22 protein-coding genes are annotated in these 24,102 nt (G+C 40.6%); 10 read left to right on the top strand and 12 right to left on the bottom strand.

Going from position 1 to position 24,102, the window contains the following annotated elements; genetic code table 11:
• Positions 1-18: 18 nt before the first annotated feature.
• The 6 genes from SKA34_RS18975 to rpsB all read right to left on the bottom strand — a co-directional run bounded on the left by SKA34_RS18975 (position 19) and on the right by rpsB (position 4,947).
• On the bottom strand, positions 19-867 hold the full coding sequence (locus tag SKA34_RS18975; protein ID WP_006647133.1) for a phosphatidate cytidylyltransferase: 849 nt from the start codon (positions 865-867) through the stop codon (positions 19-21).
• Between the two features lie 100 nt (positions 868-967).
• Positions 968-1,729, bottom strand: coding sequence for an isoprenyl transferase (locus tag SKA34_RS18980; protein WP_006647134.1), 762 nt, complete (start codon positions 1,727-1,729; stop codon positions 968-970).
• A gap of 74 nt (positions 1,730-1,803) precedes the next feature.
• The gene (gene frr, locus SKA34_RS18985; protein ID WP_006647135.1) at positions 1,804-2,361 is read right to left on the bottom strand and encodes a ribosome recycling factor; all 558 of its coding nucleotides are present in this window, start codon (positions 2,359-2,361) and stop codon (positions 1,804-1,806) included.
• Positions 2,362-2,437: 76 nt separating this feature from the next.
• Positions 2,438-3,166 carry a UMP kinase gene (pyrH, locus tag SKA34_RS18990; protein ID WP_004998455.1) on the bottom strand — a complete coding sequence of 243 codons (729 nt, stop codon included), beginning with the start codon at positions 3,164-3,166 and terminating at the stop codon, positions 2,438-2,440.
• 89 nt (positions 3,167-3,255) lie between these two features.
• Entirely contained in the window at positions 3,256-4,101 is an 846-nt protein-coding gene (gene tsf, locus SKA34_RS18995; protein WP_006647136.1) for a translation elongation factor Ts, read from the bottom strand.
• A 117-nt stretch (positions 4,102-4,218) separates the two neighbouring features.
• Positions 4,219-4,947: a 30S ribosomal protein S2 gene (gene rpsB / locus SKA34_RS19000; protein WP_006647137.1), complete on the bottom strand. Its 729-nt coding sequence runs from the start codon at positions 4,945-4,947 to the stop codon at positions 4,219-4,221.
• 366 nt (positions 4,948-5,313) lie between these two features.
• Here rpsB and map point away from each other — a divergent pair, with 366 nt between their 5' ends.
• Positions 5,314-6,153 carry a type I methionyl aminopeptidase gene (map, locus tag SKA34_RS19005; RefSeq protein ID WP_006647138.1) on the top strand — a complete coding sequence of 280 codons (840 nt, stop codon included), beginning with the start codon at positions 5,314-5,316 and terminating at the stop codon, positions 6,151-6,153.
• Between the two features lie 127 nt (positions 6,154-6,280).
• Entirely contained in the window at positions 6,281-8,902 is a 2,622-nt protein-coding gene (gene glnD / locus SKA34_RS19010) for a bifunctional uridylyltransferase/uridylyl-removing protein GlnD (protein ID WP_006647139.1), read from the top strand.
• A gap of 57 nt (positions 8,903-8,959) precedes the next feature.
• On the opposite strand, the gene SKA34_RS19015 is transcribed toward glnD, so the two are convergent.
• The 3 genes from SKA34_RS19015 to SKA34_RS19025 all read right to left on the bottom strand — a co-directional run bounded on the left by SKA34_RS19015 (position 8,960) and on the right by SKA34_RS19025 (position 10,565).
• Positions 8,960-9,406, bottom strand: coding sequence for a flavodoxin (locus tag SKA34_RS19015; RefSeq protein ID WP_006647140.1), 447 nt, complete (start codon positions 9,404-9,406; stop codon positions 8,960-8,962).
• Between the two features lie 91 nt (positions 9,407-9,497).
• Positions 9,498-10,235 carry a tRNA pseudouridine(65) synthase TruC gene (gene truC, locus SKA34_RS19020; RefSeq protein ID WP_006647141.1) on the bottom strand — a complete coding sequence of 246 codons (738 nt, stop codon included), beginning with the start codon at positions 10,233-10,235 and terminating at the stop codon, positions 9,498-9,500.
• 9 nt (positions 10,236-10,244) lie between these two features.
• The gene (locus tag SKA34_RS19025; RefSeq protein WP_006647142.1) at positions 10,245-10,565 is read right to left on the bottom strand and encodes a YqcC family protein; all 321 of its coding nucleotides are present in this window, start codon (positions 10,563-10,565) and stop codon (positions 10,245-10,247) included.
• A 186-nt stretch (positions 10,566-10,751) separates the two neighbouring features.
• Here SKA34_RS19025 and SKA34_RS19030 point away from each other — a divergent pair, with 186 nt between their 5' ends.
• Together SKA34_RS19030 and SKA34_RS19035 are read left to right on the top strand one after the other, a co-directional pair.
• Positions 10,752-11,792, top strand: coding sequence for a DUF3549 family protein (locus SKA34_RS19030; protein WP_039861006.1), 1,041 nt, complete (start codon positions 10,752-10,754; stop codon positions 11,790-11,792).
• 18 nt (positions 11,793-11,810) lie between these two features.
• On the top strand, positions 11,811-12,125 hold the full coding sequence (locus tag SKA34_RS19035) for a DUF3301 domain-containing protein (RefSeq protein WP_006647144.1): 315 nt from the start codon (positions 11,811-11,813) through the stop codon (positions 12,123-12,125).
• 402 nt (positions 12,126-12,527) lie between these two features.
• Here SKA34_RS19035 and SKA34_RS19040 read toward each other — a convergent pair.
• A protein-coding gene (locus SKA34_RS19040) for an IS3 family transposase (RefSeq protein WP_086004105.1) occupies positions 12,528-13,705 on the bottom strand; the annotation gives its coding sequence in 2 pieces (ribosomal slippage) (positions 12,528-13,447 and positions 13,447-13,705; 1,179 coding nt in all).
• A gap of 1,796 nt (positions 13,706-15,501) precedes the next feature.
• On the opposite strand from SKA34_RS19040, the gene SKA34_RS19050 reads away from it, so the two are divergent.
• Together SKA34_RS19050 and SKA34_RS19055 are read left to right on the top strand one after the other, a co-directional pair.
• The gene (locus SKA34_RS19050) at positions 15,502-15,735 is read left to right on the top strand and encodes a DUF2789 domain-containing protein (RefSeq protein ID WP_369750687.1); all 234 of its coding nucleotides are present in this window, start codon (positions 15,502-15,504) and stop codon (positions 15,733-15,735) included.
• Positions 15,736-15,766: 31 nt separating this feature from the next.
• Positions 15,767-16,039 carry a hypothetical protein gene (locus SKA34_RS19055; RefSeq protein ID WP_006647146.1) on the top strand — a complete coding sequence of 91 codons (273 nt, stop codon included), beginning with the start codon at positions 15,767-15,769 and terminating at the stop codon, positions 16,037-16,039.
• Between the two features lie 39 nt (positions 16,040-16,078).
• Here SKA34_RS19055 and SKA34_RS19060 read toward each other — a convergent pair whose 3' ends face one another.
• Positions 16,079-16,855 carry a Zn-ribbon-containing protein gene (locus SKA34_RS19060; protein ID WP_006647147.1) on the bottom strand — a complete coding sequence of 259 codons (777 nt, stop codon included), beginning with the start codon at positions 16,853-16,855 and terminating at the stop codon, positions 16,079-16,081.
• Positions 16,856-16,858: 3 nt separating this feature from the next.
• On the bottom strand, positions 16,859-17,413 hold the full coding sequence (gene syd, locus SKA34_RS19065; protein ID WP_006647148.1) for a SecY-interacting protein: 555 nt from the start codon (positions 17,411-17,413) through the stop codon (positions 16,859-16,861).
• Positions 17,414-17,502: 89 nt separating this feature from the next.
• On the opposite strand from syd, the gene queF reads away from it, so the two are divergent.
• From queF to ppnN, 4 genes are all read left to right on the top strand, one after another.
• On the top strand, positions 17,503-18,351 hold the full coding sequence (queF, locus tag SKA34_RS19070; RefSeq protein ID WP_006647149.1) for an NADPH-dependent 7-cyano-7-deazaguanine reductase QueF: 849 nt from the start codon (positions 17,503-17,505) through the stop codon (positions 18,349-18,351).
• Between the two features lie 115 nt (positions 18,352-18,466).
• Positions 18,467-20,746 (top strand): tetratricopeptide repeat protein, encoded by a 2,280-nt coding sequence (locus tag SKA34_RS19075; protein ID WP_006647150.1) that lies wholly within the window; start codon positions 18,467-18,469, stop codon positions 20,744-20,746.
• A 124-nt stretch (positions 20,747-20,870) separates the two neighbouring features.
• Positions 20,871-22,430, top strand: coding sequence for a diguanylate cyclase (locus SKA34_RS19080; RefSeq protein WP_006647151.1), 1,560 nt, complete (start codon positions 20,871-20,873; stop codon positions 22,428-22,430).
• Positions 22,431-22,699: 269 nt separating this feature from the next.
• Positions 22,700-24,073: a nucleotide 5'-monophosphate nucleosidase PpnN gene (gene ppnN, locus SKA34_RS19085; RefSeq protein ID WP_006647152.1), complete on the top strand. Its 1,374-nt coding sequence runs from the start codon at positions 22,700-22,702 to the stop codon at positions 24,071-24,073.
• The last annotated feature ends 29 nt before the right edge of the window (positions 24,074-24,102 follow it).

A 24,102-nucleotide genomic window follows, 5' to 3' on the forward strand; every position in this document is an offset into this window, starting at 1 on the left:
CCTTAGAAAAGAGGTGGCTTACATTAACCAGAGATAAAGTAAGGCAAAAACAGGTATTGCTGCGGTTAGGCTATCAATACGATCTAAAATGCCACCATGTCCGGGCAATATGTTACCGCTATCTTTAACGCCAGAAGCACGTTTAAACATGCTTTCAACTAAATCACCAAGTACAGAGATAACAACAGTAATAATAGCTATCGATAACAAGCTTGAAATTGAGATAAACGGGATAGAAAGAAGTTTTGCACCTAGCCAAGTAATAATTACAGCTAAAATCACCCCACCCACTAAACCTTCAATCGTTTTATTTGGGCTAACGGCTGGCGCCATTTTATGCTTACCAAAACGCTTACCTGAAAAATATGCGCCAGTATCTGCAGACCAAACTAAGAAACAAACCAGTAGTACAAGTTTAGCACCATGATACGAATCGATGCTGTAATCTACAGCACGTAACATTAAAATACTCCAAAAAAACGGGAGTAGTGTTAACAAGCCAAAAATCTGTTTAACAAAAGAATTAGATGCCCATAATTTATCAGTTTTAGGATATGTAATCGCTAATATAGATGCCATTAGCCACCATATTCCGCCGACTAATAACACGCCATGTAACCCATTACTCATCGCCGAAAGAGACGCTGTATCTACTGGTAATAACACTAGGCTAGCTCCTAATGCAATCACAGGTAGAATCATTGCACTAATGCGAGATGATGTATTAACAAACTGTGTCCATTCCCAAAAGCCCACTAATGTTATTGCCGCAATGGCTGCAACAAAGGCTGGAAATGGTAAGAAAAAGATCCCCGCTATAACCAGTGGTGCGAGGATTAATGCGGTAATAATTCGTTGCTTTAGCAAACTGCGTCCTCTATATAATTATTGTATAGGCAAAGGCCATATTCACTGTAAATAATAACGCCAACACACATCACTGTGCATTGGCGAAAAATAATAACTCTTATTTTAACAATGCTTGTATTTGTTCGCCAGTACAGCCAAAACGGCGCTCACGAGTCACGAACCAAGCAACTGCATTCAAAAAACTTGATTCATCAAAATCAGGCCAGTGTTCTTCTGTAAAAAATAACTCAGCATAAGCTGTCTGCCAAAGCATAAAGTTACTAATTCGGCACTCACCACTAGTACGGATCAAGAGATCAACCTCTGGTAACCCATACGTTGAGAGCCCTGACTCTAAATCTTGTTCCGTTACGGTTGCGAGATCAAGCTCATTATCAATCGCATGCTGAGCTAGCTTTTTAGCCGCTTCTAAAATATCCCATTGCCCGCCGTAATTTGCTGCAATGTTCAATACCATGCCTGTATTATCAGCAGTTAATTTCTCTGCCGCTGAAATTTTATCTTGTAAGCGCTGACTAAAACGACGCTTATCACCAATAATACGTAATTGAATATTATTCTTATGTAGCCTTTTTACTTCACGACTTAATACCGTCATGAAGAGCTCCATCAATAGTGAAACCTCAGCTTCGGGACGACGCCAGTTTTCACTACTAAAAGCAAATAGTGTTAATGCTTTTATACCAAGACGATTAGCAGTAGAGACTGTTTTTCGCACGGCTTCTACGCCAGCCTTGTGACCAAACACCCGAGCTTTGCCTTTGGCTTTTGCCCAACGACCATTGCCATCCATAATCACAGCAATGTGGTTAGGAAGACAATCTGCCGAAAGCCCAGCCTCGATTGAATGCTCTGCCATCTCTATCCCTCAAAAAAAAGCGCCGTGCTGCACGCACAGCGCCTCTAGCCATTTAAAACTTAACGAATAAAGTTTTAAACTTCCATTAACTCTTTTTCTTTTACTTCAAGAACTGCATCGATATTCTTAATAGCATCGTCTGTTAATTTCTGGATTTCATCTTGCGCACGACGATCATCATCTTCAGAAATTTCTTTGTCTTTTAATAGACCTTTAACCGTTGCATTTGCATCACGGCGAATGTTACGAACAGCAACACGACCTTGCTCTGCTTCTGCACGTACAATTTTAACAAGATCGCGACGACGCTCTTCTGTAAGCGGTGGAAGAGGAACACGGATCACAGTACCTGCAGACATTGGGTTTAGACCCAAATCAGACATCATGATCGCTTTTTCTACTTTTGGTGCTAATTCACGGTCAAATACAGTGATAGCAAGAGTACGCGAATCTTCAGCAACAACGTTTGCCACTTGGTTTAACGGTGTGTTCGCGCCATAGTACTCAACATGAATCGTATCAAGTAGGCTTGGGTGAGCACGACCTGTACGGATTTTTACTAATTGGTTTCGTAGTGCATCAACACTTTTTTCCATGCGCGTTTGCGCGTCTTGTTTGATTTCGTTAATCACAATAAATACCCTTGATAATTCGGTCACAGTAAAAAAGTAAAACTACTTTCTTAATTAATCAGTTGCTCACTTGTACTTAAGCGTTAGTGATTAGCGTCCCTTCTTGCTCACCCATCACGACGCGACGAAGTGCGCCTGGCTTATTCATGTTAAAGACACGAATTGGCATATTATGGTCACGAGCAAGTGTAAAGGCAGCTAAGTCCATTACCTTTAGTTCTTTTTCAAGCACATCTTGGTAACTTAGTTTATCACAAAGTACTGCATCTGGGTTCTTAACTGGATCGTCTGTGTAAACACCGTCCACTTTGGTCGCTTTTAACACAACATCAGCTTCAATTTCGATACCGCGCAGACATGCCGCAGAATCTGTTGTGAAGAATGGGTTACCAGTACCTGCAGAGAAAATCACTACACGGCCCTGGCGTAACTGGCTAATTGCATCAGCCCAGTTGTAATTATCACAAACACCATTGAGAGGAATAGCAGACATCACTCGAGCGTTCACATAGGCACGATGCAAAGAATCACGCATTGCTAAGCCATTCATTACAGTTGCTAGCATACCCATGTGGTCGCCCACAACTCGGTTCATACCTGCTTCTGCAAGGCCAGCACCACGGAATAAGTTACCACCACCAATAACTAGGCCTACTTGAACACCCAGTTCAACGAGTTCTTTGATTTCTTGAGCCATACGGTCAAGAACTTGTGCATCAATGCCGAAACCTTCTTCGCCTTGTAGTGCTTCACCACTTAGCTTAAGCAAAATTCGTTGATAAGTTGGTTTTGGGTTTGTGGTCATGTGTTTTACCTTCCAGGCTAACTTGAGATATGGAGTTGTAAAAAGACCGCAGCCTTGGCTACGGTCTTTGGCATTCTTATAAAGAAGGATTAACCCTTCTGAACAGCTGCTACTTCTTCTGCAAAGCTCATTTCTTGAGCTTTCTCGATACCTTCACCAACTTCTAGACGAATGAAGTTAGTTACTGTAGCACCAGTTTCTTTTAGTACTTCACCAACAGTTTTCTTTGGTTCCATGATGAAAGCTTGACCAGTTAGAGAAACTTCGCCAGTGAACTTCTTCATGCGGCCTTCAACCATCTTCTCAGCGATAGCTTGTGGCTTGCCTTCGTTCATAGCGATTTCAACTTGAACTTCACGCTCTTTAGCAACAACTTCAGCAGGAACGTCAGATGGGTTCACGTACTCAGGCTTAGATGCAGCAACGTGCATTGCAATGTGCTTAAGAGTTTCTGCGTCACCGTTACCAGCAACAACTACAGCGATACGAGCGCCGTGAGTGTATGCAGCAACATTCTCGCCTTCGATGAAATCTACACGACGGATAGAGATGTTCTCACCAATTTTAGCAACTAGTGCGATACGTGTTTCTTCGAATTGTGCTTGAAGTTCTTCAACTGATTTGTGACCAGCAAGTGCTGCATCAGCAACTTCGTTAGCGAATGCTAGGAAGCTACCATCTTTAGCTACGAAGTCAGTTTGGCAGTTAACTTCAACAAGAGCAGCTTTACCAGCAGCTTCTTTGATGATGATAGTACCTTCAGCTGCTACGTTACCCGCTTTCTTAGCAGCTTTAGCAGCACCGCTCTTACGCATATTTTCGATTGCAAGCTCGATATCAGCGTTAGCTTCTACAAGCGCTTTTTTACAATCCATCATACCTGCGCCAGTACGCTCACGCAGTTCTTTAACTAGGGCAGCTGTAACTGTTGCCATTGTCATAATCCTCAGATTTAATTCTTCGAGTAAAAATCAGGGGCCCTATCGGCCCCTGGTAACCATTCTTAGTTTACACAAGGTAACTTAAGATGCTCGGTAAGTAACAAGTACTTATTAAGCTTCAGCTACGAAACCGTCTTCTTCAGCTTGAACAGCGATATCTTGGTTACGAGCTTCTTTAACAGTTTGAGCTACAGCACCAGTGTAAAGCTGGATCGCACGGATTGCGTCATCGTTACCTGGGATAACGAAATCAACGCCGTCTGGATCAGAGTTAGTATCAACAACAGCAAATACTGGGATACCTAGGTTATTAGCTTCTTTGATTGCGATGTGCTCACAGTCAGCGCCGATTACGAACATTGCGTCTGGTAGGCCGCCCATGTTCTTAATACCACCTAGTGATTTCTCAAGCTTTTCCATTTCACGAGTACGCATTAGCGCTTCTTTCTTGGTTAGCTTCTCGAAAGTACCATCAGTAGATTGAGCTTCAAGATCTTTAAGACGCTTGATTGATTGACGAACAGTTTTCCAGTTAGTCAACATACCACCCAACCAACGGTTGTTTACGTAGTACTGGTCACAGCTGATTGCTGCTTCTTTGATTGATTCGCTAGCTGCGCGCTTAGTACCAACGAAAAGAACTTTACCCTTACGAGCTGCAATTTTTTCAATTTCAGCTAGTGCTGCATTGAACATTGGTACAGTTTTTTCTAGGTTGATGATATGTACACGGTTACGAGCACCGAAAATGAATGGCTTCATTTTTGGATTCCAGTAACGAGTTTGGTGACCAAAGTGTACACCAGCCTGAAGCATGTCGCGCATTGATACAGTTGCCATTGAATAATCCTCTATGGGGTTAGGCGTCCACATATCCCATCTTAAAACCGACCCGATAATAACTATTAAAGCTATTGTTACCTCATAAGGTAACCGAGCACCCCGGCAGATGTGTCGATATGTGTGAATAATAAAATAAGTGTGTGTGACTCAATCAAGTCGCACCTTCGTACCTAATATTAGTACTTACGTAAAAATATATGTTATCGAAAGAAACAAAATTACCGATCACGGCGCGCTTTATACCACAGATTTAGGCGCTAAATCTAGTCAAATCTGGTTATGAGAATGAATCTTATCTTTCCATTAACCCTAAGCGACTGGTAATATAGTGCTATAGCAAAACATACAAATAGAGACGATTATATGAGCATTAAGATCAAAACGGCTGAAGAAATTGAAAAAATGCGCGTTGCGGGCCGTTTGGCTGCTGAAGTGCTAGAAATGATCGAACCCCACGTTAAAGCTGGTGTGACTACCGAAGAGCTTGACCGTATTTGTCATGACTACATCACTAAAGATCAGCAAGCGATTCCAGCACCACTGAATTACCATGGTTTTCCAAAATCAGTATGTACTTCAATTAACCACGTAGTATGTCACGGCATTCCAGCACAAGCTGATGAAGAAGTACCAGAAGCAAATGGTAAATACATTAAGCCTGCAGTACTAAAAGATGGTGATATTATTAATATCGACGTAACCGTTATTAAAGATGGTTACCACGGCGATACATCAAAAATGTTTGAAGTCGGTGAAGTCTCTCTTGAAGACAAGCGTCTATGTCGTGTGGCACAAGAAAGCCTTTACTTAGCCATTAAAAAAGTAAAACCAGGTGCACGCGTAGGTGATATTGGTACCGCTATTCAGAAATTTATCAAATCTGGTAATAGCCGTTTCTCTATTGTTAAAGATTATTGTGGTCACGGTATCGGTAATGAGTTCCACGAAGAACCGCAAATAGTTCACTACAAAAACAACGACCGTACCGTGCTAAAAGAAGGCATGTGCTTCACTATCGAGCCAATGATCAACGCCGGTAAATTCGGTTGTGAATCTGATGACCAAGACGGTTGGACGGTTTACACAGTCGATGGTAAGAAATCAGCGCAATGGGAACATACCCTGCTAGTGACAAAAGATGGTTGTGAAATTTTAACCCTTCGTCCAGAAGAAACACTTCAACGCCTTATGCATAACGCATAACATAACGACTTCGTTAACAAGATTATAAAAACCGACCTTCTGTGTCGGTTTTTTTCCCCCTATACATGTTGTTCCTCATTGGTAGTCGTTATAGTAAAGATAAGATTTAGCAATAGCACGGACTGCCATGACGGATACCCTCTCTCTTAAACTTGATAGCTACCTTGATCAAGACATCACGCTCGATAATTTACGTAATGTATTAACCACCTTTGCAGAACAACAAAAAGAATGTTTTTTTCAGCATGTCCCTATTGCCGATCTAGTTTCAGCCCGCAGTAACTATATAGATCAACTTCTACAACGTTTATGGCATTTTTACGGATTTTCACAGCAATCAGACTTAGCTTTTGTTGCCGTAGGTGGTTATGGGCGTGGTGAGCTTCATCCCCTTTCGGATGTCGATATTTTAATCTTAAGTGAGCAACCTATTAGCGATGAGATTGGCGCAAAAGTCAGTGAGTTTATTACACTACTGTGGGATCTACGATTAGAAGTGGGACAAAGTGTCCGTACTGTTGCTGAATGCGTTGATGTTGGCAAAGATGACCTAACCGTTGCAACAAACTTAACCGAAGCCCGTTATTTATGCGGAAATAAAGGCACCTATAATCACCTTATTGAATCCATTAATGATGGAGCTTTCTGGCCAAGTCATACGTTTTATAAAGCCAAGTTAGAAGAACAAAAAAAACGTCACGCTCGTTATCACGATACCACCTACAATTTAGAACCTGATATAAAATCAAGCCCTGGCGGACTGCGAGATATTCATACCTTAAGTTGGGTTGCACGCAGACATTTTGGCGCCACCAGCTTATTTGAAATGAGTCGCCATGGTTTTTTAACTGATGCTGAATATCGTGAACTGGTTGAATGTCAAAATGAGCTGTGGCGAATTCGCTTTGCATTACATATCGAACTTCGTCGTTATGATAATCGCCTTACCTTTGATCATCAGGCATCAGTGGCTCACAACTTAGGTTATCAAGGTGAAGGTAATCGCCATGTTGAAATGATGATGAAAGAGTTCTACCGCACGCTTCGTCGAGTCGCCGAACTTAATAAAATGCTGCTACAGCTATTCGAACAAGCGATTATTACCCAACAAAAAGATACCGCGCCCACAGTACTTGATGAGGACTTTCAAATTCGGGGGCATTTAATTGAAGCCACCAAGCCTGCTCTATTCCAAGCGCGCCCTGAAACTATTTTAGACATGTTTCTTCATGTCGCAAAAAACTCTGAGATTGAAGGTATTGGAGCCCCCACATTACGCCAATTACGTATCGCTCGTCGGCGGTTGAATCTCTTCTTAATTGAAATCCCAACTGCTCGTGAAAAGTTCATGGAGTTGGTCCGACAACCAAACGCCTTACAAAAAGCCTTTCGCTTGATGCATCGTCACGGCGTATTATCCGCTTATCTACCGCAATGGAGCCACATTGTTGGCCAAATGCAATTTGATTTATTTCACGTTTATACCGTCGATGAACACAGTATTCGTGTGATCAAAAACCTGAATAAATTTAGCGATCCAGAAAATCAACAACGTCACCCGATTTGCTGTGAGATCTATCCCCGTATAGTTAAGAAAGAGTTATTAATTCTGGCGGCTATTTTTCACGATATCGCCAAAGGTCGAAAAGGCGATCACTCTGAACTAGGTGCTGTCGATGCCTATGAATTTTGTATCCAACATGGGCTATCACGACCAGAAGCAAATATTGTTTCATGGCTAGTTAAAAAGCACCTTCTCATGTCAGTAACCGCACAACGTCGCGATATTTACGACCCCGAAGTCGTCACTGAATTTGCTAAAGAAGTACGAGATGAAGAGCGTCTGGACTATTTAGTCTGCCTAACCGTTGCAGATATCTGTGCCACTAATCAAGACTTATGGAACAGTTGGAAACGTACTCTCCTCTCCGAGCTTTACTATTCAACCCAAAAAGCATTACGTCGCGGTTTAGAAAATACGCCCGATGTGCGTGACCGTATTCGTCACAATCAACAATTAGCTTCTGCCATGTTGCGTAGTAAAGGTTTTCAGCCTCGCGAAATTGAAGTGTTATGGCAACGCTTTAAAGCTGATTACTTTCTTCGTCATACCCACAAACAACTGGCGTGGCATGCTGAAGCCTTACTCACGCACGATCATGACAAACCGCTCATCTTACTCAGTAAAAAAGCAACCCGTGGCGGTACTGAGGTGTTCGTGTATAGCAAAGATAAAATAAAGCTTTTTGCTATCGTCGTTTCAGAGCTAGATAAGAAGAACTTAAGTGTCCATGACGCTCAAATAATGAATAGTAAAGATGGTTACACGCTTGATACCTTTATGGTGTTAGATCCTAACGGCAAAGCGATCAATGAAAACCGTCATACCACCATTCGACGCACATTAACCAAAGCGTTAACAGTGATGAAATCTGAACGGAAAATCCGTCGAGCACCACGTAAGCTATTACACTTTAATGTAAAAACTAAAGTCAGCTTTCTGCCGACCAAAACGGGCAAGAAAACGATGATGGAATTAGTTGCGTTAGACATGCCAGGATTATTAGCCAAAGTGGGAGCGGTGTTTGCCGAACACAATATTAGCTTGCAAGCAGCGAAAATCACCACGATTGGTGAGCGCGCTGAGGACTTCTTTATTCTGGTTAATGATCAAGGTTGTAATCTTAGCGTTGAGCAGCAAGAAGTATTAGAAGCGTCGCTAATACGCACAATCAATAAACACGCATAATCGATAACGTATTAGGGTAAAAATAACAAAGCCTGCAATTACTGCAGGCTTTCTCTGTTATATCTGTGCAATAAAGGTGTCAAACCAACCTTTCGCGACATCTAAAGGCTCAAAATGGATACCCGCATCAATATCAAGGCGATCTTGTACAGGTTTAGCGCCTAACTCTGCTAATAATGCATCAAATTGACGCCCGGCACCGCAAAAGCGATCTTCACCATAACTAGAATCTCCTAACGCTATCACGCCAAATTGCTGTTGAGGTAAGAGCGGAAATTGATCTTGCAGTGCAACATAAAGCGGCAACAAGTTTTCAGGGATCTCACCTTGTCCAGTTGTTGATGAAATAATAAGTACATTATCATCTTTGTAATCAAGAAAATCATCTAACGTAGGTTCAAAATAGATCTGCGTATCAATCGACTCCGCACTCTCTGCTAATGCTTCTGCCAGATCTTCTGCACCACCATAAACAGATCCGATAAAAATACCTAATCGAGCCATAATGCCCTCCATTGCCACTATTAATTATCATCAATGTGGCAATGATAAGCTTAAAAATCAAGCACTATGATCAGATATAATTAAACTTCAATTAGTCTCGCACTAATAGATTGAGGGACCAATTAAACGCAGTCATGACTTTATGCCACGTCTCATCAATATCTGCACAAATATCAATAGAATCACCTGTGATCGGGTGATCAAATTGTAATCTCGAGGCATGCAGCATTAAACGGTGACAATCATAATGTTCACGGAACATGCGGTTATGGCGCCCATCACCATGATTTACATCACCAATAATATGATGACTTAAATGGTGCATATGTCGACGTAGCTGGTGCTTCCGCCCAGTTTCTGGTTTCATTTCAACTAAACAGTAACGACTGGTTGAGTAACGTCCTACTGCAATATCTGTTTCAACCGTCGCTAATGGCTCGTAAGCCGTTACAGCAGGTTGTGCTTCTTTCTCTTCTGATGCATTTTTATCAGCGATCTTATCAAGCTCAACCTTCAACGGATAGTCGAGCACTGCCGCTTCTTTTATCCAACCACGCACAACAGCATGATACGTTTTGTGCATATCGCGCCCAGCGAAAAGTGGCATCATTTGTGATGCAATCTCACTGGATAATCCAAACAACAAAACACCCGATGTTGGGCGATCTAAACGATGTAATGGGAAGACATGCTGGCCAATTTGATCTCGCAATGTTTGCATCACAAAAACAGTCTCATGACTATCTAGCCATGAACGGTGAACCAACATACCGGCAGGCTTGTTAACCGCAATCAAATAGTCATCGCGATATAAAATTTCAAGTTCCATTACATTCACTCAGTGTTGTTTAAATAGTAAATCTAGCTGACGTGTGACCGATAAAATATCGTTAACACCTACTTTTTCTTTCATTGCTTCTTCAATATAAGGACTAATCTCAAACTGTGTTGGCAACGGTAATTGTAAAGCAATCAGTTGTCCGAATTTGGGAATAAAAATCCATTGTAACCATTGGTGGCAATCTAATGTATCAATGGCAAATGGTTCGGTGCTTGTAAGTAACTGCTCATCAGGAGGCGTTAATTGCCAATGAGAATGTTGACGTAGTACCAACTCTAATTCTTCAAGTAAACGTTGACTATGATGATATTTATCCATCTTTCCCCCTGATAGTAAGCCGCGCAGAATAGCACTTGAAACGAGATGACCCAAGTGATTCGAGCGTCTTAGTATCGAGATTCTGATACCTTTAGCCTACCCAATATAAATCCTTTGGTTAATAGGTATGCTTGGCTCACCGCAAAAGTTATACTGACTTCCTGACTTAGGAGCACAGATATGACCATGGATAAATTTCATACCCTGACCCAATTACTTGATAATGCAGGCTGCCAATACAACATTTTTGATCTCGGCCGCCGTGTGAATGAAATTGATGTTTCACAATTTAAAGCAGTCGAAGATAATCGCCAGCCTTATCCATGGCCATTACAGCAACATGCGCATATAGCCATTTCTTTTTGGCAACCGCAACATACACCGTGGATCTGGTTTCTTCGATTACCACTCGACGAGCGTGGTTTACTAAAACAGGCGGCTGTTGGTGATTTCATTAAGTATGTGATTGAAGCGATGGGCGCAACGCTTAATAGCGAGCCGACTGAAGAAGAGCAAGAAAAGCTAGCTGCTAATCCTTATACGTTTAAACCCACTGATGACAAGATGGCTATTTTTCACGCCCAGATCCGTCATCAATTGGATTTACCAGCAAGCCAATTTTACGAACATGCTCAGCAATATTTATCCGGTAAATTAGATTGGCAACAGTGGCAAGGTGTTGGTTTACAAGGTATTGCCGATATTTGTGCGCGAATGAAGCAAGAAAATAATGCTACCTTTATTCGTAAAGCAATTGTAAACCTTCCTATGACGCCACTTTATGCCCTACTTGGCTGCTTAGAGCACTGTACATTACCTGATCCTTTAAGTACTCGTATCAGTGAACATTTAAGTGCTGAAATCAATAGCCAAGATCCGGATCTATTTTTAGTTTCAGCGTTGATCCGTGCAATATCTGGCAGTGATAGCAAAATATTAACCCCAGCTCTTGAAAGTATTTTAGCCCAACCTGAATTGTGTCACCGCGAAGTGTTAATCGCTATTGCAGGTAGATGCTGGTCAGGGCTATTAACAACAGACAACGCTGCAAGATTTTTATTACGCCTTGCTGAAACAAACGATCAAGCACTGTTTAATCAATTATTTGCAGATTTAGTCATGCTTCCTGTATTACGCGGCACCATGCTTCAAGTATTACATGGTCAAGCTGAACCTGCTTTAGTCGCCGCGATTGAGAAATTACAGCAACATGCTCGTGGGCAATAAGAAAATAGGAATAAAAGTTTGGACAATTTATTCGGAATACTGCTTATCGCGATCATCGGTTTTTTATTTTGGCAGCAAAGACGACAAACAGAGTTAGCACAATATTTTATAGAGCAACGCTGTAAAAATATGGGGCTACAATTACTGAGCTTTGCGAGAGGAAAGCAAAAAATCAAAGATCATCGTGGAGAATGGGGATGGCGTACTATCTTTGTCTTTGAGTTTTCTGCCGACGGGCATGATGCCTATCAAGGTTATTTAGAAATGAAACGGCTTCGAGCAAGCCACTTTTACCTTCCACCACATCGTATTCCTGAGGGTGAAGAGTATTAATTTTTATAGTGATAAAAAAGAACGGGCGCAACTTTCGTTGCGCCCTATGGCTTCACATGCAGCATTCCCGCTACTATGGTGCTCCCTGCCATCAGTCCTTGATATACTAAAGTCCCCAATATAGCTCCAAACTCTATCCTAGAGTTGCTCTTCGGTAGTTCCTTGACCCATCAATATTCCAATATTGACTCTCTCTTCCGTCCTGGAGGTGTCCTTTACTTCATCCTAAAGCTGTTCCTGACTTCATCAATGAAGATTAATCCCTACTCAATCCTAGAGTGTTCCATGTCATCCAGACCAGTAAATATCCTATTTACCTCACTACATCCTGTAGTTTTCCCTGCACAATCCTTGTTAGACAGCTCCGCTGTCTATCCTCATCCTGAGGTAGCTATGTAGTGGTCAACTAAAATTGGCCACGGTTTTAGAGTTTTCCCAATATAATCGTTCTGATTCGTTGGGAGTTAGGCCGCCATTATATTGATGCGGCCTGAGTTGACAGTAATACCCGATAATGTAGCGGATGATCTCTTGTTGAGCTTCAGCAAAACTACGATAACCCACTGTTGGCACCCATTCGGTCTTTAAGCTTCTAAAGAAACGCTCCATTGGTGCATTATCCCAGCAATTTCCTCGGCGAGATAAACTCTGTTTTATCTTAAAACGCCACAGTAATTGACGGTACTTTCGACTTGTATAGTGGCTACCTTGATCGCTGTGGAACATGACGCCTTTCGGCTTACCACGCGACTCATAAGCCATTGAAAGAGCTTTGCCTGTCAGACTGGAATCAGGTGATAAAGACATCGACCAACCAATCACTTTGCGGGCAAAAAGATCAATAACAACCGCTAAATACATCCAGCGATTTCCTGTCCAAATATACGTAACATCACCAACCCAAACTTCATTTGGGGCGGTAACAGCAAACTGTCGGCCCAAGTGATTTGGAACCTCAACATGTTCTTGAGAAGCCTTTCTGTATCGATGCTTTGGCTGTTGGCAACTGACTAAACCAAGCTCTCTCATGAGTTTTGTTGCTCGGTATCGGCTCAGTTTTAAACCCTGATTTGTGACTATATCTGCAATAGTCCTCGCTCCCGCAGAGGCGTTGCTTGCTGCGTGGGCCTCACTAACTAAGCTGCGAAGTTTGACTGTTTCCGCCCTAATCGCTGTTGGACGCTTTAGCCAATAGTTATAACTACTTCGATGAACATTGAAGACTTCGCATAATGTTTTTACGCTATAGCTCTGCTTGAGTTTCTTGATCATCAAGAATTGTTCAGTGAGTCCGACATCAACAGAGCCGTGGCTTTTTTTAATATTTCATTATGCTCTTCAAGACGAGCTAACTTCTTTTTTAATTCCCGAATTTCTATTTGCTCAGGGGTCATAGGCGAAGCTTTTGGCGTTTTGCCTTGTCGTTCTTGTTTAAGCTGACGAACCCATTTATCCATCGTGGATTTACCCACATTCATGGCTTGGGCGGCTTCTGCCACTGAGTAATTTTGATCAATCACTAACTGTGAAGCCTCGAGCTTGAATTCTGCGCTGAATAGTCGTCTTGTACGATTTGTCATAGTGTCACCTGTTAACGTATGAAGTGATGATATCACCTCTAACTAAGTGACCAAATTCACTATGCCACTACACTAATCCTTAGCTGTTCCGATCCTAATGTCGTTCCCTTTCGACAAGGTAGATACTACTAGATTAGTAATAATGAACAACACATATATAGATTATGAAAAATAAAGACTCTTTATTAAATCACCAATTGATAATTTAACCATCTGATATTAAATAATTATTTATTTTTAATTACTATTTTTACGATTAAAAAAAAGAATTAATCCCACAGTAATGTAAGAGATCTCTTACAAAATAAAGAGATAAAAAGTGATATAGCATAAAAATAAAGACAAAATAGAGGGAAGAAAGGTTTTGAATGTTACATTAACGTATGAAAAGAAGTAGAGAAAAGAGATATGAAAAAATCAGAAAGACATAAAAAAAGAGCGGGCGCGACTTGCGTCGCGCCCTTAGGTCTTACTTGCAGCATTCCCGCTACTATAGTGCTCCCTGCCTCATTCCTTTGACTGCCGATTACTTCAGCATTGTCCTTGCGCTTCGTCCTGAAGTTGTTCCTTTGGCTATCCTAACCCGTCACCACATCCTGTTATGACTCTCTTCTCCTTCCTGGAGGTGTCCTTTACTTCGTCCTGAAGTGTTCCTTATGTCATCCTGACTGGTAAACATCCTGCTTACCGAACTCCATCCTAGAGTGTTCCCTTCACAGTCCTTGTTTGATAAACCATCCTAGCTTATCAACCTCTCATCCTGAGACCACTACTTCCTGTAGTACATTCCTGTTCCGTTTTGTCAGCTCCTTCCGACGCCAATAATATTACGCCAATCACCTTAATAAACACAGATGCCAAAATACATTTATTTTCTATTAAAAAATAACACAAACACTTTAATAGCCAAAAAAGCTTTAAAATCAGTAGTTTAACAATATAAAAAAGACATTTTATGTTACTAAAAAGACAGATATCCCACGCTTATGTAAGAGATCTCTCACAAGAAGATAAGAGATTAACGATATAAAAACTGAAATATTTTTTTATATTTAATCTTTTTACGTATAAATCGACATATACGTCACGCTGTAAAAATAACTTTGGGTATAAAAAGAAGGAAAGGAATAAAGATATTTTCCTTTAAACAAAAAGAGAGGGCGCGACTTGCGTCGCACCCTTAGGTCTTACTTGCAGCATTCCCGCTACTATAGTGCTCCCTGCCTCATTCCTTTGACTGCCGATTCCTTCAGCATTGTCCTTGCGCTTCGTCCTGAAGTTGTTCCTTTGGCTATCCTAACCCGTCACCACATCCTGTTATGACTCTCTTCTCCTTCCTGGAGGTGTCCTTTACTTCGTCCTGAAGTGTTCCTTTTGTCATCCTGACTAGTAAACATCCTGCTTACCGAACTCTATCCTAGAGTGTTCCCTTAACAGTCCTTGTTTGATAGACCATCCTAGCCTATCAACCTCTCATCCTGAGAGCACTACATCCTGTAGTATATTCCTGTTCCGTTCTGTCAGCTCCTTCCGACACCAATAAGATTACGCGATTAGCTATTTAAAACAATAATGCCCAATTAATAATTTATAAAACATTTTTTGATAAAATAAACATAACTACAAAAAAATCTTTAAGATCAATACCATAATGTAAATAATGACGATATATAGTATGTTTGTAAGATTATTTTCTCACGCACTTGTAAGAGATCTCTCACACTAGTAATAGTAAAAAAGACAGTTTTAATACACTATACTTTGCTTAATATCTCGGTCATGATTATAAGGAAACGATGATGGAACAATTTCAGCACAATTTATCTCATTTATTCAGCCAATTAGGACTTAATAATTCAGATGAGTTCATACAATCATTCATCATCCAACATCAGTTAGCCCAACATCAAAATATTGCTGAAGCACCTTTTTTCTCTACTATACAGCGACGATTTATAAAGGAATGCCAAGAGCAAGATGCAGACTGGTGTGAAGTGATTGATCAACTTGATGCTTTACTAAGAAAGTAAATGCATTGTTATATGTAGGATACTAAAAACAATGTCGACAATTACCCAAGAATTAGAGAACGCAATTAGTTCTTTAACCTCAGAAGGAAAAGAACCTTCTGTTGCCTTAATAAAGTCACGATTAGCGACTCCTCTGCCGATCCCTGTTATTATCAAAGCGCTTCAAGCATGGAAAAAAAATGCCAAAATGCCAACGATTGAAAAGCAAGCCAAAGAGCTCACCGCTGATGAACGTATCACTCAACTCGAACAACATATCATCACACTTTCAACTCGCTTAGCTAAATTAGAAGCGCAGCAATAGTAAAAAGGCTCCTTTGTATGATATCAGGAGCCTTTTATATTATTGATAGTTCCACGATAGGTTTGAAACTAATCGGCATTTATCGCACTTGAAATGAAATAAACCATGTAAAGGTTCCTCTACACGCCAATTATCACCACATTTGGGACATGTTCGGTTTATTTCACTCTTGAGATTTTCTCCACCAACACGATAGAGGTAGTAATAAGTAGGGATCTGGGTTGCTGATTCGATCTGAGCACGTAATTTCTCACCACGAGAAAATAGTTCACTATCAACCTCACCAATTTCATCTAGTGCCATTTTTATTGCAGGTTGGCTCTTATTTGCCATCTGAATTTCATCAAAGGCTTGCCATTCTGTTTGCCATTTAACCAGTGCTTTATAATCACCATCAAGATGGGCACCTGTCTGATAGAGTGGGATCGGCAATAATGAATCACCACTACGTAACGGCGAACATGTATGCACGTAGGTTGTATATAGTACTTGCCATGAAGGCTTACTCTGCTCAGCTGCCGCTTCTGAGTTTAAATCAATCCCTAACACTTTTATTTTTGGTGTCAGTAAACAAGCATCACTCAACTTTTCAATACAACGCGTCACTTGTTCACTATTGTATTTAGGATGCAGGCTGTCTTTTTCAGGGCATACAGCGCGTACACGAAAAATCCCATCATCAATCGTAATAGGAAACTCACGTCCTAGCACTTGACCGTTATAACGTAAATCATCCATTAATCCATTAATGGCACGATCCACACGTGATAGCGTTGTATTATCAAAACACTCAAACTGTAACTCTACAACGTACACTATTTATTCCTCTGTTATTACGGGGGTTAATTGAGTTAAGAACTCTTCAACATTAACCGCTAAGACTTCACGAATATCTTTACCTAGCGTTTCTCGTAAGACATTACCCGTTAAATTACAGATAGAGATCACTTCAAACTCGGCGTCTAGTGCTGCAATAAAGACAGTTGGCTTTAGCTTTAAGCGACGCTGTGTCACTAAATGACCTAAAATATTTTGTTGTAAGCGATCAATATCATCTTCATTAAAAGCTTGTAGTAAATCCAACTCAATATCACCAAATTTCGCTCGCATATCACCACTAAATTGTGAGCAATAAAAGTCATGAACATCTTGATGTAGTGCAAGTTCAATCCCTTTTTCAACCCCTGATAACGTTCCAATAGGATTTCGTGGCATTGGCTTCCATGTCACCATATCGCCAGAATCATGGATAACACAGGGGGAATCTAAGCCAACAAGATCCTGACTTTCTGGAAAACCGCGATCTACATCACACCATTCTTGCAAATAACGTGAAGAAAAATCAGATAAAGCACAGGTAACTGGATGATTCATTCGCAACCTCATTAAAGATTCAGTAAACTTTAGACTTGAAAACCGTTTTTACGGACTATCAATTCTAATCCAAGAGTGTCATAGACAGTATGAGTAAATATAAAGACGCTAAAGAATTAGCTGGTTTAACCCTTGGTAAAACCACAGAGTATAAAGATCAGTACGACCCATCGCTACTACAAGCAGTACCGAGAAGCCTAAACCGTACCGATCTCAATATTAGTGATGATGCACTCCCTTTCACTGGCTATGATATTTGGACGTTGTACGAATTGTCATGGCTAAACAGTAAAGGTCTTCCACAAGTTGCCATTGGTGAAGTTCGTCTACCAGCTTCAAGTCCAAACTTGATTGAATCTAAATCTTTCAAGCTTTACCTGAATAGCTTTAACCAAACACGATTTGAAAGTTGGCAAGGTATTGCAGACACACTGCAGATTGATCTGTCACGTTGCGCAGGTGCTGATGTTGACGTCACGATTCAACCATTAGAAGATTTTAGCGAACAACCCATCGTGAACTTCTTTGGTACTTGTATTGATGATCAAGATATCGAAATTGAGGATTATGGCTTCAACCCTGCACTTCTTGAAAATGGTGTGGATGAGGAAGAAGTAGAAGAAATTCTACATAGCCATTTATTAAAATCAAATTGCCTGATCACCAGCCAACCGGATTGGGGCAGTGTGCGTATTGCTTATAAAGGCAAACGTATTAATCGTGAAAAGTTGCTACGATATATCGTTTCGTTCCGCAATCATAATGAATTCCATGAGCAATGTGTTGAGCGAATTTTCAGTGATATCATGAAATACTGTAAACCCGAGTTATTAACGGTATATGCACGTTATACACGCCGTGGTGGCTTAGATATTAACCCTTATCGTACCAATATGGGTAAATCACCTAGCGATAATTTCCGTCTCGCTCGCCAGTAATTAGACTCTGTTAGCGAAATAAACATTAAGTCCAGCAAAAAACCTGTCTTTGCTGGACTTGATGCCTTAAGCCAGTAAAATCAACACTATTCGTTTTTTGTTGTCTTGGGATGATATGTTTTTTCGCCGTTTGTTTTGCACTGCTATCGTTTTGTTCTCAATATCTTTCAGCCTGCAAGCAAAAACCTACACTGTCCCTATGCTTTCTGAAGCTAACAGCTTGCTACTTAGTCAGCCTGAGCGAGCACTTTCTATCACCCAAAAATACCTTAGCCAGCGTCGCTTAAGTAAACCTCAAGACCCAGCTAGAGTACATATAAATGAAGAAAGTGATCATACCATCCGAACACCATTAAATACGGTAAATGCACTGCAGATTCAAGCTAAAGCGCTATCAATTTTGCAGCGTTCTGAACAAGCCATTGGTGTTATCAAAAAAGCTGAAAACGTCGCTACTGAACATAACCTTATTTACCCTTTATATGAAAGCCAGTTATTACTAGCTACATTCTATTGGGAAAACCTTCGCAATAGCACTACTGCATTAAAAATGCTCGATAATATTGATGTTGAAAGTCGTAAAGCTCCCTCACTCAAGCTAACAAAACAACTACAAGTTCTTAAATATCGTTCACTAATGTTACGTGCCAACATTGAATCAAGTATTGGTGCTGATGAAAAAGCAGAAAAGCTGTATATCAAAGCCAAAGGTTATTTAGTGGCGTTAGATGATCAAGACGAGCTCATTAATTACCAATTAAAACTGGGTCAACATTATTTAAAGCATCACCACTATGATATGGCACTCGATCGTCTACTTAGTGGTTATTGGCTAGCGGTTGAAACGGATGATCAAGGGCAAATTGCCCAAGCTAACTATTATTTAGCTGAGTTATTTGATGAGCGAAAAGTATTTGATAAAGCACTCGATCATGCTACCCAAGCGGGTGAGTTTTTCGAACGTTATAAGCGCAGTCAGCAACTAGCTAAGACATTAACATTAATTGCTTCTATTTATGAACAACAGGGGCGTTATAACTTAGCGCTGGTTCACTATTTCAACGCACTAGATCAAGAAAACCAACTTAAACACGATGTTCTCTCAGCACGGCTACGTCTAAATATTGCTCGTGTGTATTTGCATTTATACAACTACACCAAAGCAGAAGTTTATATCGTACAAGCACGTAACTTAGCCCTACAAACGGGTAATGAAAACATTGTGGCAGAAAGCCAAATATTGCAAGGCCAATTAGAGCTTGCTGAAAACAAGCTAGATGATGCGGTAACCTCTCTTCAAGCCGGTTTAATTTCAGCCAGTCGTATCGGTGCAGTCAAATTACAACTCTTAGGTGAGTCCATCCTTTCTGAAGCCTTTGAAAAGCAAAATGATTACTACAACGCGTTATTAAGTCAGCGTCGCTATGAACAGTTATATGCAGGCCAACAAGAAAGTATTGCAAGAAGTAATGTTGAAGTCTTTAAACAACAACAAAAAATGATGGAGCGCTCACTTAAGCTAGAAGAGATGGAACGTGAGCAATTTGAAAGTGAAAAAGCATTATATAAACAGCAAAAAATCACCATGATTTTAATTGGTGTTTTAGCCTTTATGCTTTTGCTATTACTCCGTCGCCAACATCTGAATAAACAACTTAAGCAACAACTAGCGCAACTGCGTACCGACTATTATACCCATCCCCGTAGTGGTCTACGTAATTTACGAATGCTCAATGCGCGCTTAGCAAATTCACTTCAGCAAAGTAGTGCAAACTTTGAACAGTGGCACTTAGGCGAAATAATCAATGAACCGCTAAGTGATCGATTACGCTTTGCGCTATTTGAAGTCTCTTGCTTAAAGCGAATTTACTTAGAGCAAGGCTATAAGCAAGGCCTAGATGCCGAAAAGGCCTTTGGCTTGTATTTACAAGAACAAGTTTTAGAGCCTGCGAGGATCTATCACTTCTCCGATGCCATGTTCTTATATATAGAGCCGAACGCACGGTTAAGTTGCGATCCTAAACAATTAGCTGATTCATTACAGCAACTTGTTGATAACTATGCGCTTAAAAACAACCTCAATAATGATATTCAAATAGGTATGGCAGAGTACCCATTCTTACCCCGCGCTTATACGGCGATTAATGACCAAGAGCTCATTGATATCTTATTAATGGCAGTCAATGCGGGAATGAAAATGAATGACAGTGAACCAGGTAGCCATTGGGTGCACTTATGCGCTATAGATGCAGCACCAGCAGCCAGTTTTGTCTGTGGCGATATTCGTCGGTCTTGCATTGAAGGCATCGATAAAGGGCTCGTGAAAGTACGAAGTTCATCCAAATCAGAGATTATCTGGAATAATGATCACAGTACTGACATAAATGTAAGTTAAGTTACTCAAGCTTTTTTTTTCGATGTCGAAAATAGTTGATATACGTGTAAGTTTAAGGGTTTGAGGCAGAACAACGATCAATGAAGAAGATAGATATTAATGCTAATGATGAATACGTAATCCTGTGATAGATATTAATTCGGTTGTTTCTGAAGTGAGTAACTTGAAGCAACGCTTAGATCAAGCTCAACTTTCTTATCGTGATGCCTCTTTAAAGTCACGACGTGAAATCGTGATTTTAAAACGCCTTATCACACGATTAGTCATCGCTTGTAGAGGAATAAATTCTGAACTCGATGAGCGTTTAGAAAGTATTCGTCACGAGTTAGAACAACCGACAGATATCAGTAAACTTATCCCTCGCTTAGCTGTCATTGAACGTTTAGTTAATCAACAAGCTGATATTGTTCATAAACAGAATCTACGCTTAAATCAAAAGATTCATCAAGCGGGAGAAACGCTTTCTCGCCATCGTGGTTTACCCGTCCAGTTACGACGTGATCTACGCGCTGTACTGAACCATGATTCTGGCGTGCTACTCGACAACCATCGCCGTATTTTTCGTTTGTTAGAACTTTATGAACGAACGGTAAAACTAGGTTCAGCGACCAAAATTACCCATACAGCAGACGTTGTAGAAAAATCCACACATCATCTTGAGCTAATTGCCGAGTTACAACATCTTATTACTGAAATAGATTTTAACGGTGAACATGGGAATCAGCTAATTGAGATCAAATCTCAACTCAACAACGAACTTGATACTCAACAACTGACAAAAATTCAGTTTCAAGTTTTACGTTTGATCTTAGATGCCACTTTGTATGAACGCCAAGCTTCACAACGTTTTCTTAATAACATTAATAGTGACTTAGCCGAGCTGCATAAAGATACCCATCAAACAGCAGACAAATCGTACACATTACATCAACACAGAAGCGAATTGGATAACGAATTATCACACGCTACCCAACAACTAAAAATAAGCTTATCTGATAGCACGAACCTAGAAAATAAACGTCCAACGCTTGATGCTGTCGTGAACGAGATAGGTAATATTGTAGAAAGAAATTTGGCACTTCAAGAACGTGAACAAGCACTTATTGAGCAACAGCAACATAACGAAAAACAAATTCAACAGTTGATCCAACAAACCCATAGTTATCGTCAACGTCTGCATGATCAAGAACAAAGCATGCTGCGAGACACATTAACTCTAGCCTATAACCGTAATGCCTTTATGGATCGTATTGAACATGAGTATCACAACTGGAAACGTTATGAATACGCACTACCTGTTGCGCTTATTGATGTTGATAGTTTCGGTGAGATAAACAATAAATTCGGTCACCTTGCGGGTGATAAAGCATTAAAAATTATCGCTAAAAACATTCAACAATGTTTATCTGATACTGATTATTTAGCACGTTTTAGCAGTGATGAATTTATGCTTATCATGCCAGATTGTGATGAACAAAATCGCAATACAAAGCTTGCTAATATTCGAGAGGCTATCAGCCAACTCCCCTTCCGATTTAAAGATCAAAACCTGTCTATTTCGGTCTCTATCGGCGCAACCTTATTTGAAGGGAGTGATGACCATCATGTAGTCATCGAGCGAACAGTAAAAGCATTAGCAAGCGCAAAAAGTGCTGGAACCAATCGCTTAATTTGGATCTTTTAAAACGCCAAGCAAGCACTTTTTCTTAAATACCTTTCTTATAACTTAATATGATAGTGAAAATAGACGCCTGATTTTTATTATTAACATCTAGTCAAACGCCTATTCACTGTGTATGGTAATAAAAATAAACACTATTTTAATGCTTCCTCCTACACCTTCTATAGTAAATACCTGATGGGGGAATAACCTCAAATCATCAACATACTCTGCTTGATTTTCGCATATCGCAAGAACCAAACTGAGCTTTCATTGTTTCCAGGGAGGTTACTATGATCACACATATCAGTCCTGTTGGGGCTATGTCCCTGCTTTCCCAAATAGAAGTTGATAGCTTAAAAGCAACCGCTTCCAGTGATTTATACCGCCTATATCGTAACTGTTCACTGGCTGTACTTAATTCCGGTAGCCATACCGATAACTCAAAAGAACTTTTAGAAAAAAATAAAGATTTTGATATCAACCTTAAACGTCGCGAACGTGGTATCAAGTTAGAATTGGTCAACCCACCTGAGCATGCATTTGTAGATGGTAAGATCATTACGGGTATTCAAGAGCATATGTTCTCAGTATTGCGCGATATTATTTATGTCGATATGCATGTTGCTCGCCGTAACGACATAGATCTTAGTAGCGCACCACACATCACTGATTTTGTATTTAGCTTACTACGTAATGCTCGCACTCTTCATGCAGGCGAAGATCCAAATATTGTTGTTTGTTGGGGCGGCCACTCTATCAACCCTACTGAATACCAATACACCCGTGAAGTGGGCAATGAACTAGGTCTTCGTGAACTCAATGTCTGTACGGGGTGTGGACCTGGCGCAATGGAAGGGCCAATGAAAGGGGCAGCTATCGGTCATGCGAAGCAACGCTATGGCAGTAGCCGTTTTATAGGGTTAACTGAACCTTCAATTATTGCCGCAGAGCCACCAAATCCAATCGTTAATGAATTAGTCATTCTGCCTGATATTGAAAAACGTTTAGAAGCTTTTGTTCGCGTTGGACACGGTATTATTATTTTCCCAGGCGGTGCAGGTACTGCGGAAGAATTGCTCTATATCCTAGGGGTGCTGATGCAGCCTGAAAATGCCGAACAACCGATGCCGGTAGTCTTAACAGGACCGAAAGAAAGTGAAGATTACTTCCGTACGCTTGATAATTTTATTCAGCACACTTTAGGTGAAGAAGCGACCAAGCATTATCAGATCATCATTGACGATCCTGAACAAGTCGCACAAGTCATGAAAACAGCCATGGCCAAGGTTAAAGAGCATCGTCGAGAAATCGGTGATGCCTACTGCTTTAATTGGTCACTTAAGATCCCTGAAGAATTTCAGATGCCCTTTGCACCCACTCATGAAGCAATGGCAAATTTGGATCTGCATATGGATCAGCCCGAAGATAAACTTGCAGCCAACCTTCGTCGTGCTTTCTCTGGAATTGTCGCAGGTAATGTCAAAGAAGAAGGTATTCATGAAATTGAACGCCATGGCCGCTTCAAAATCGATGGTGATAAATATTTAATGGATCATATGGATAAGCTGTTACAAGATTTTGTTAAACAGCAACGAATGAAGTTACCTGGCAGCAAATATGAACCCTGCTATGAAATTATAACAGCAGATAAAGCAACAAAATAATCACAACATCGGTGATTATAATTGCGTAC

Source organism: Photobacterium sp. SKA34 (assembly GCF_000153325.1).
In the GTDB taxonomy this organism is placed as follows: domain Bacteria; phylum Pseudomonadota; class Gammaproteobacteria; order Enterobacterales; family Vibrionaceae; genus Photobacterium.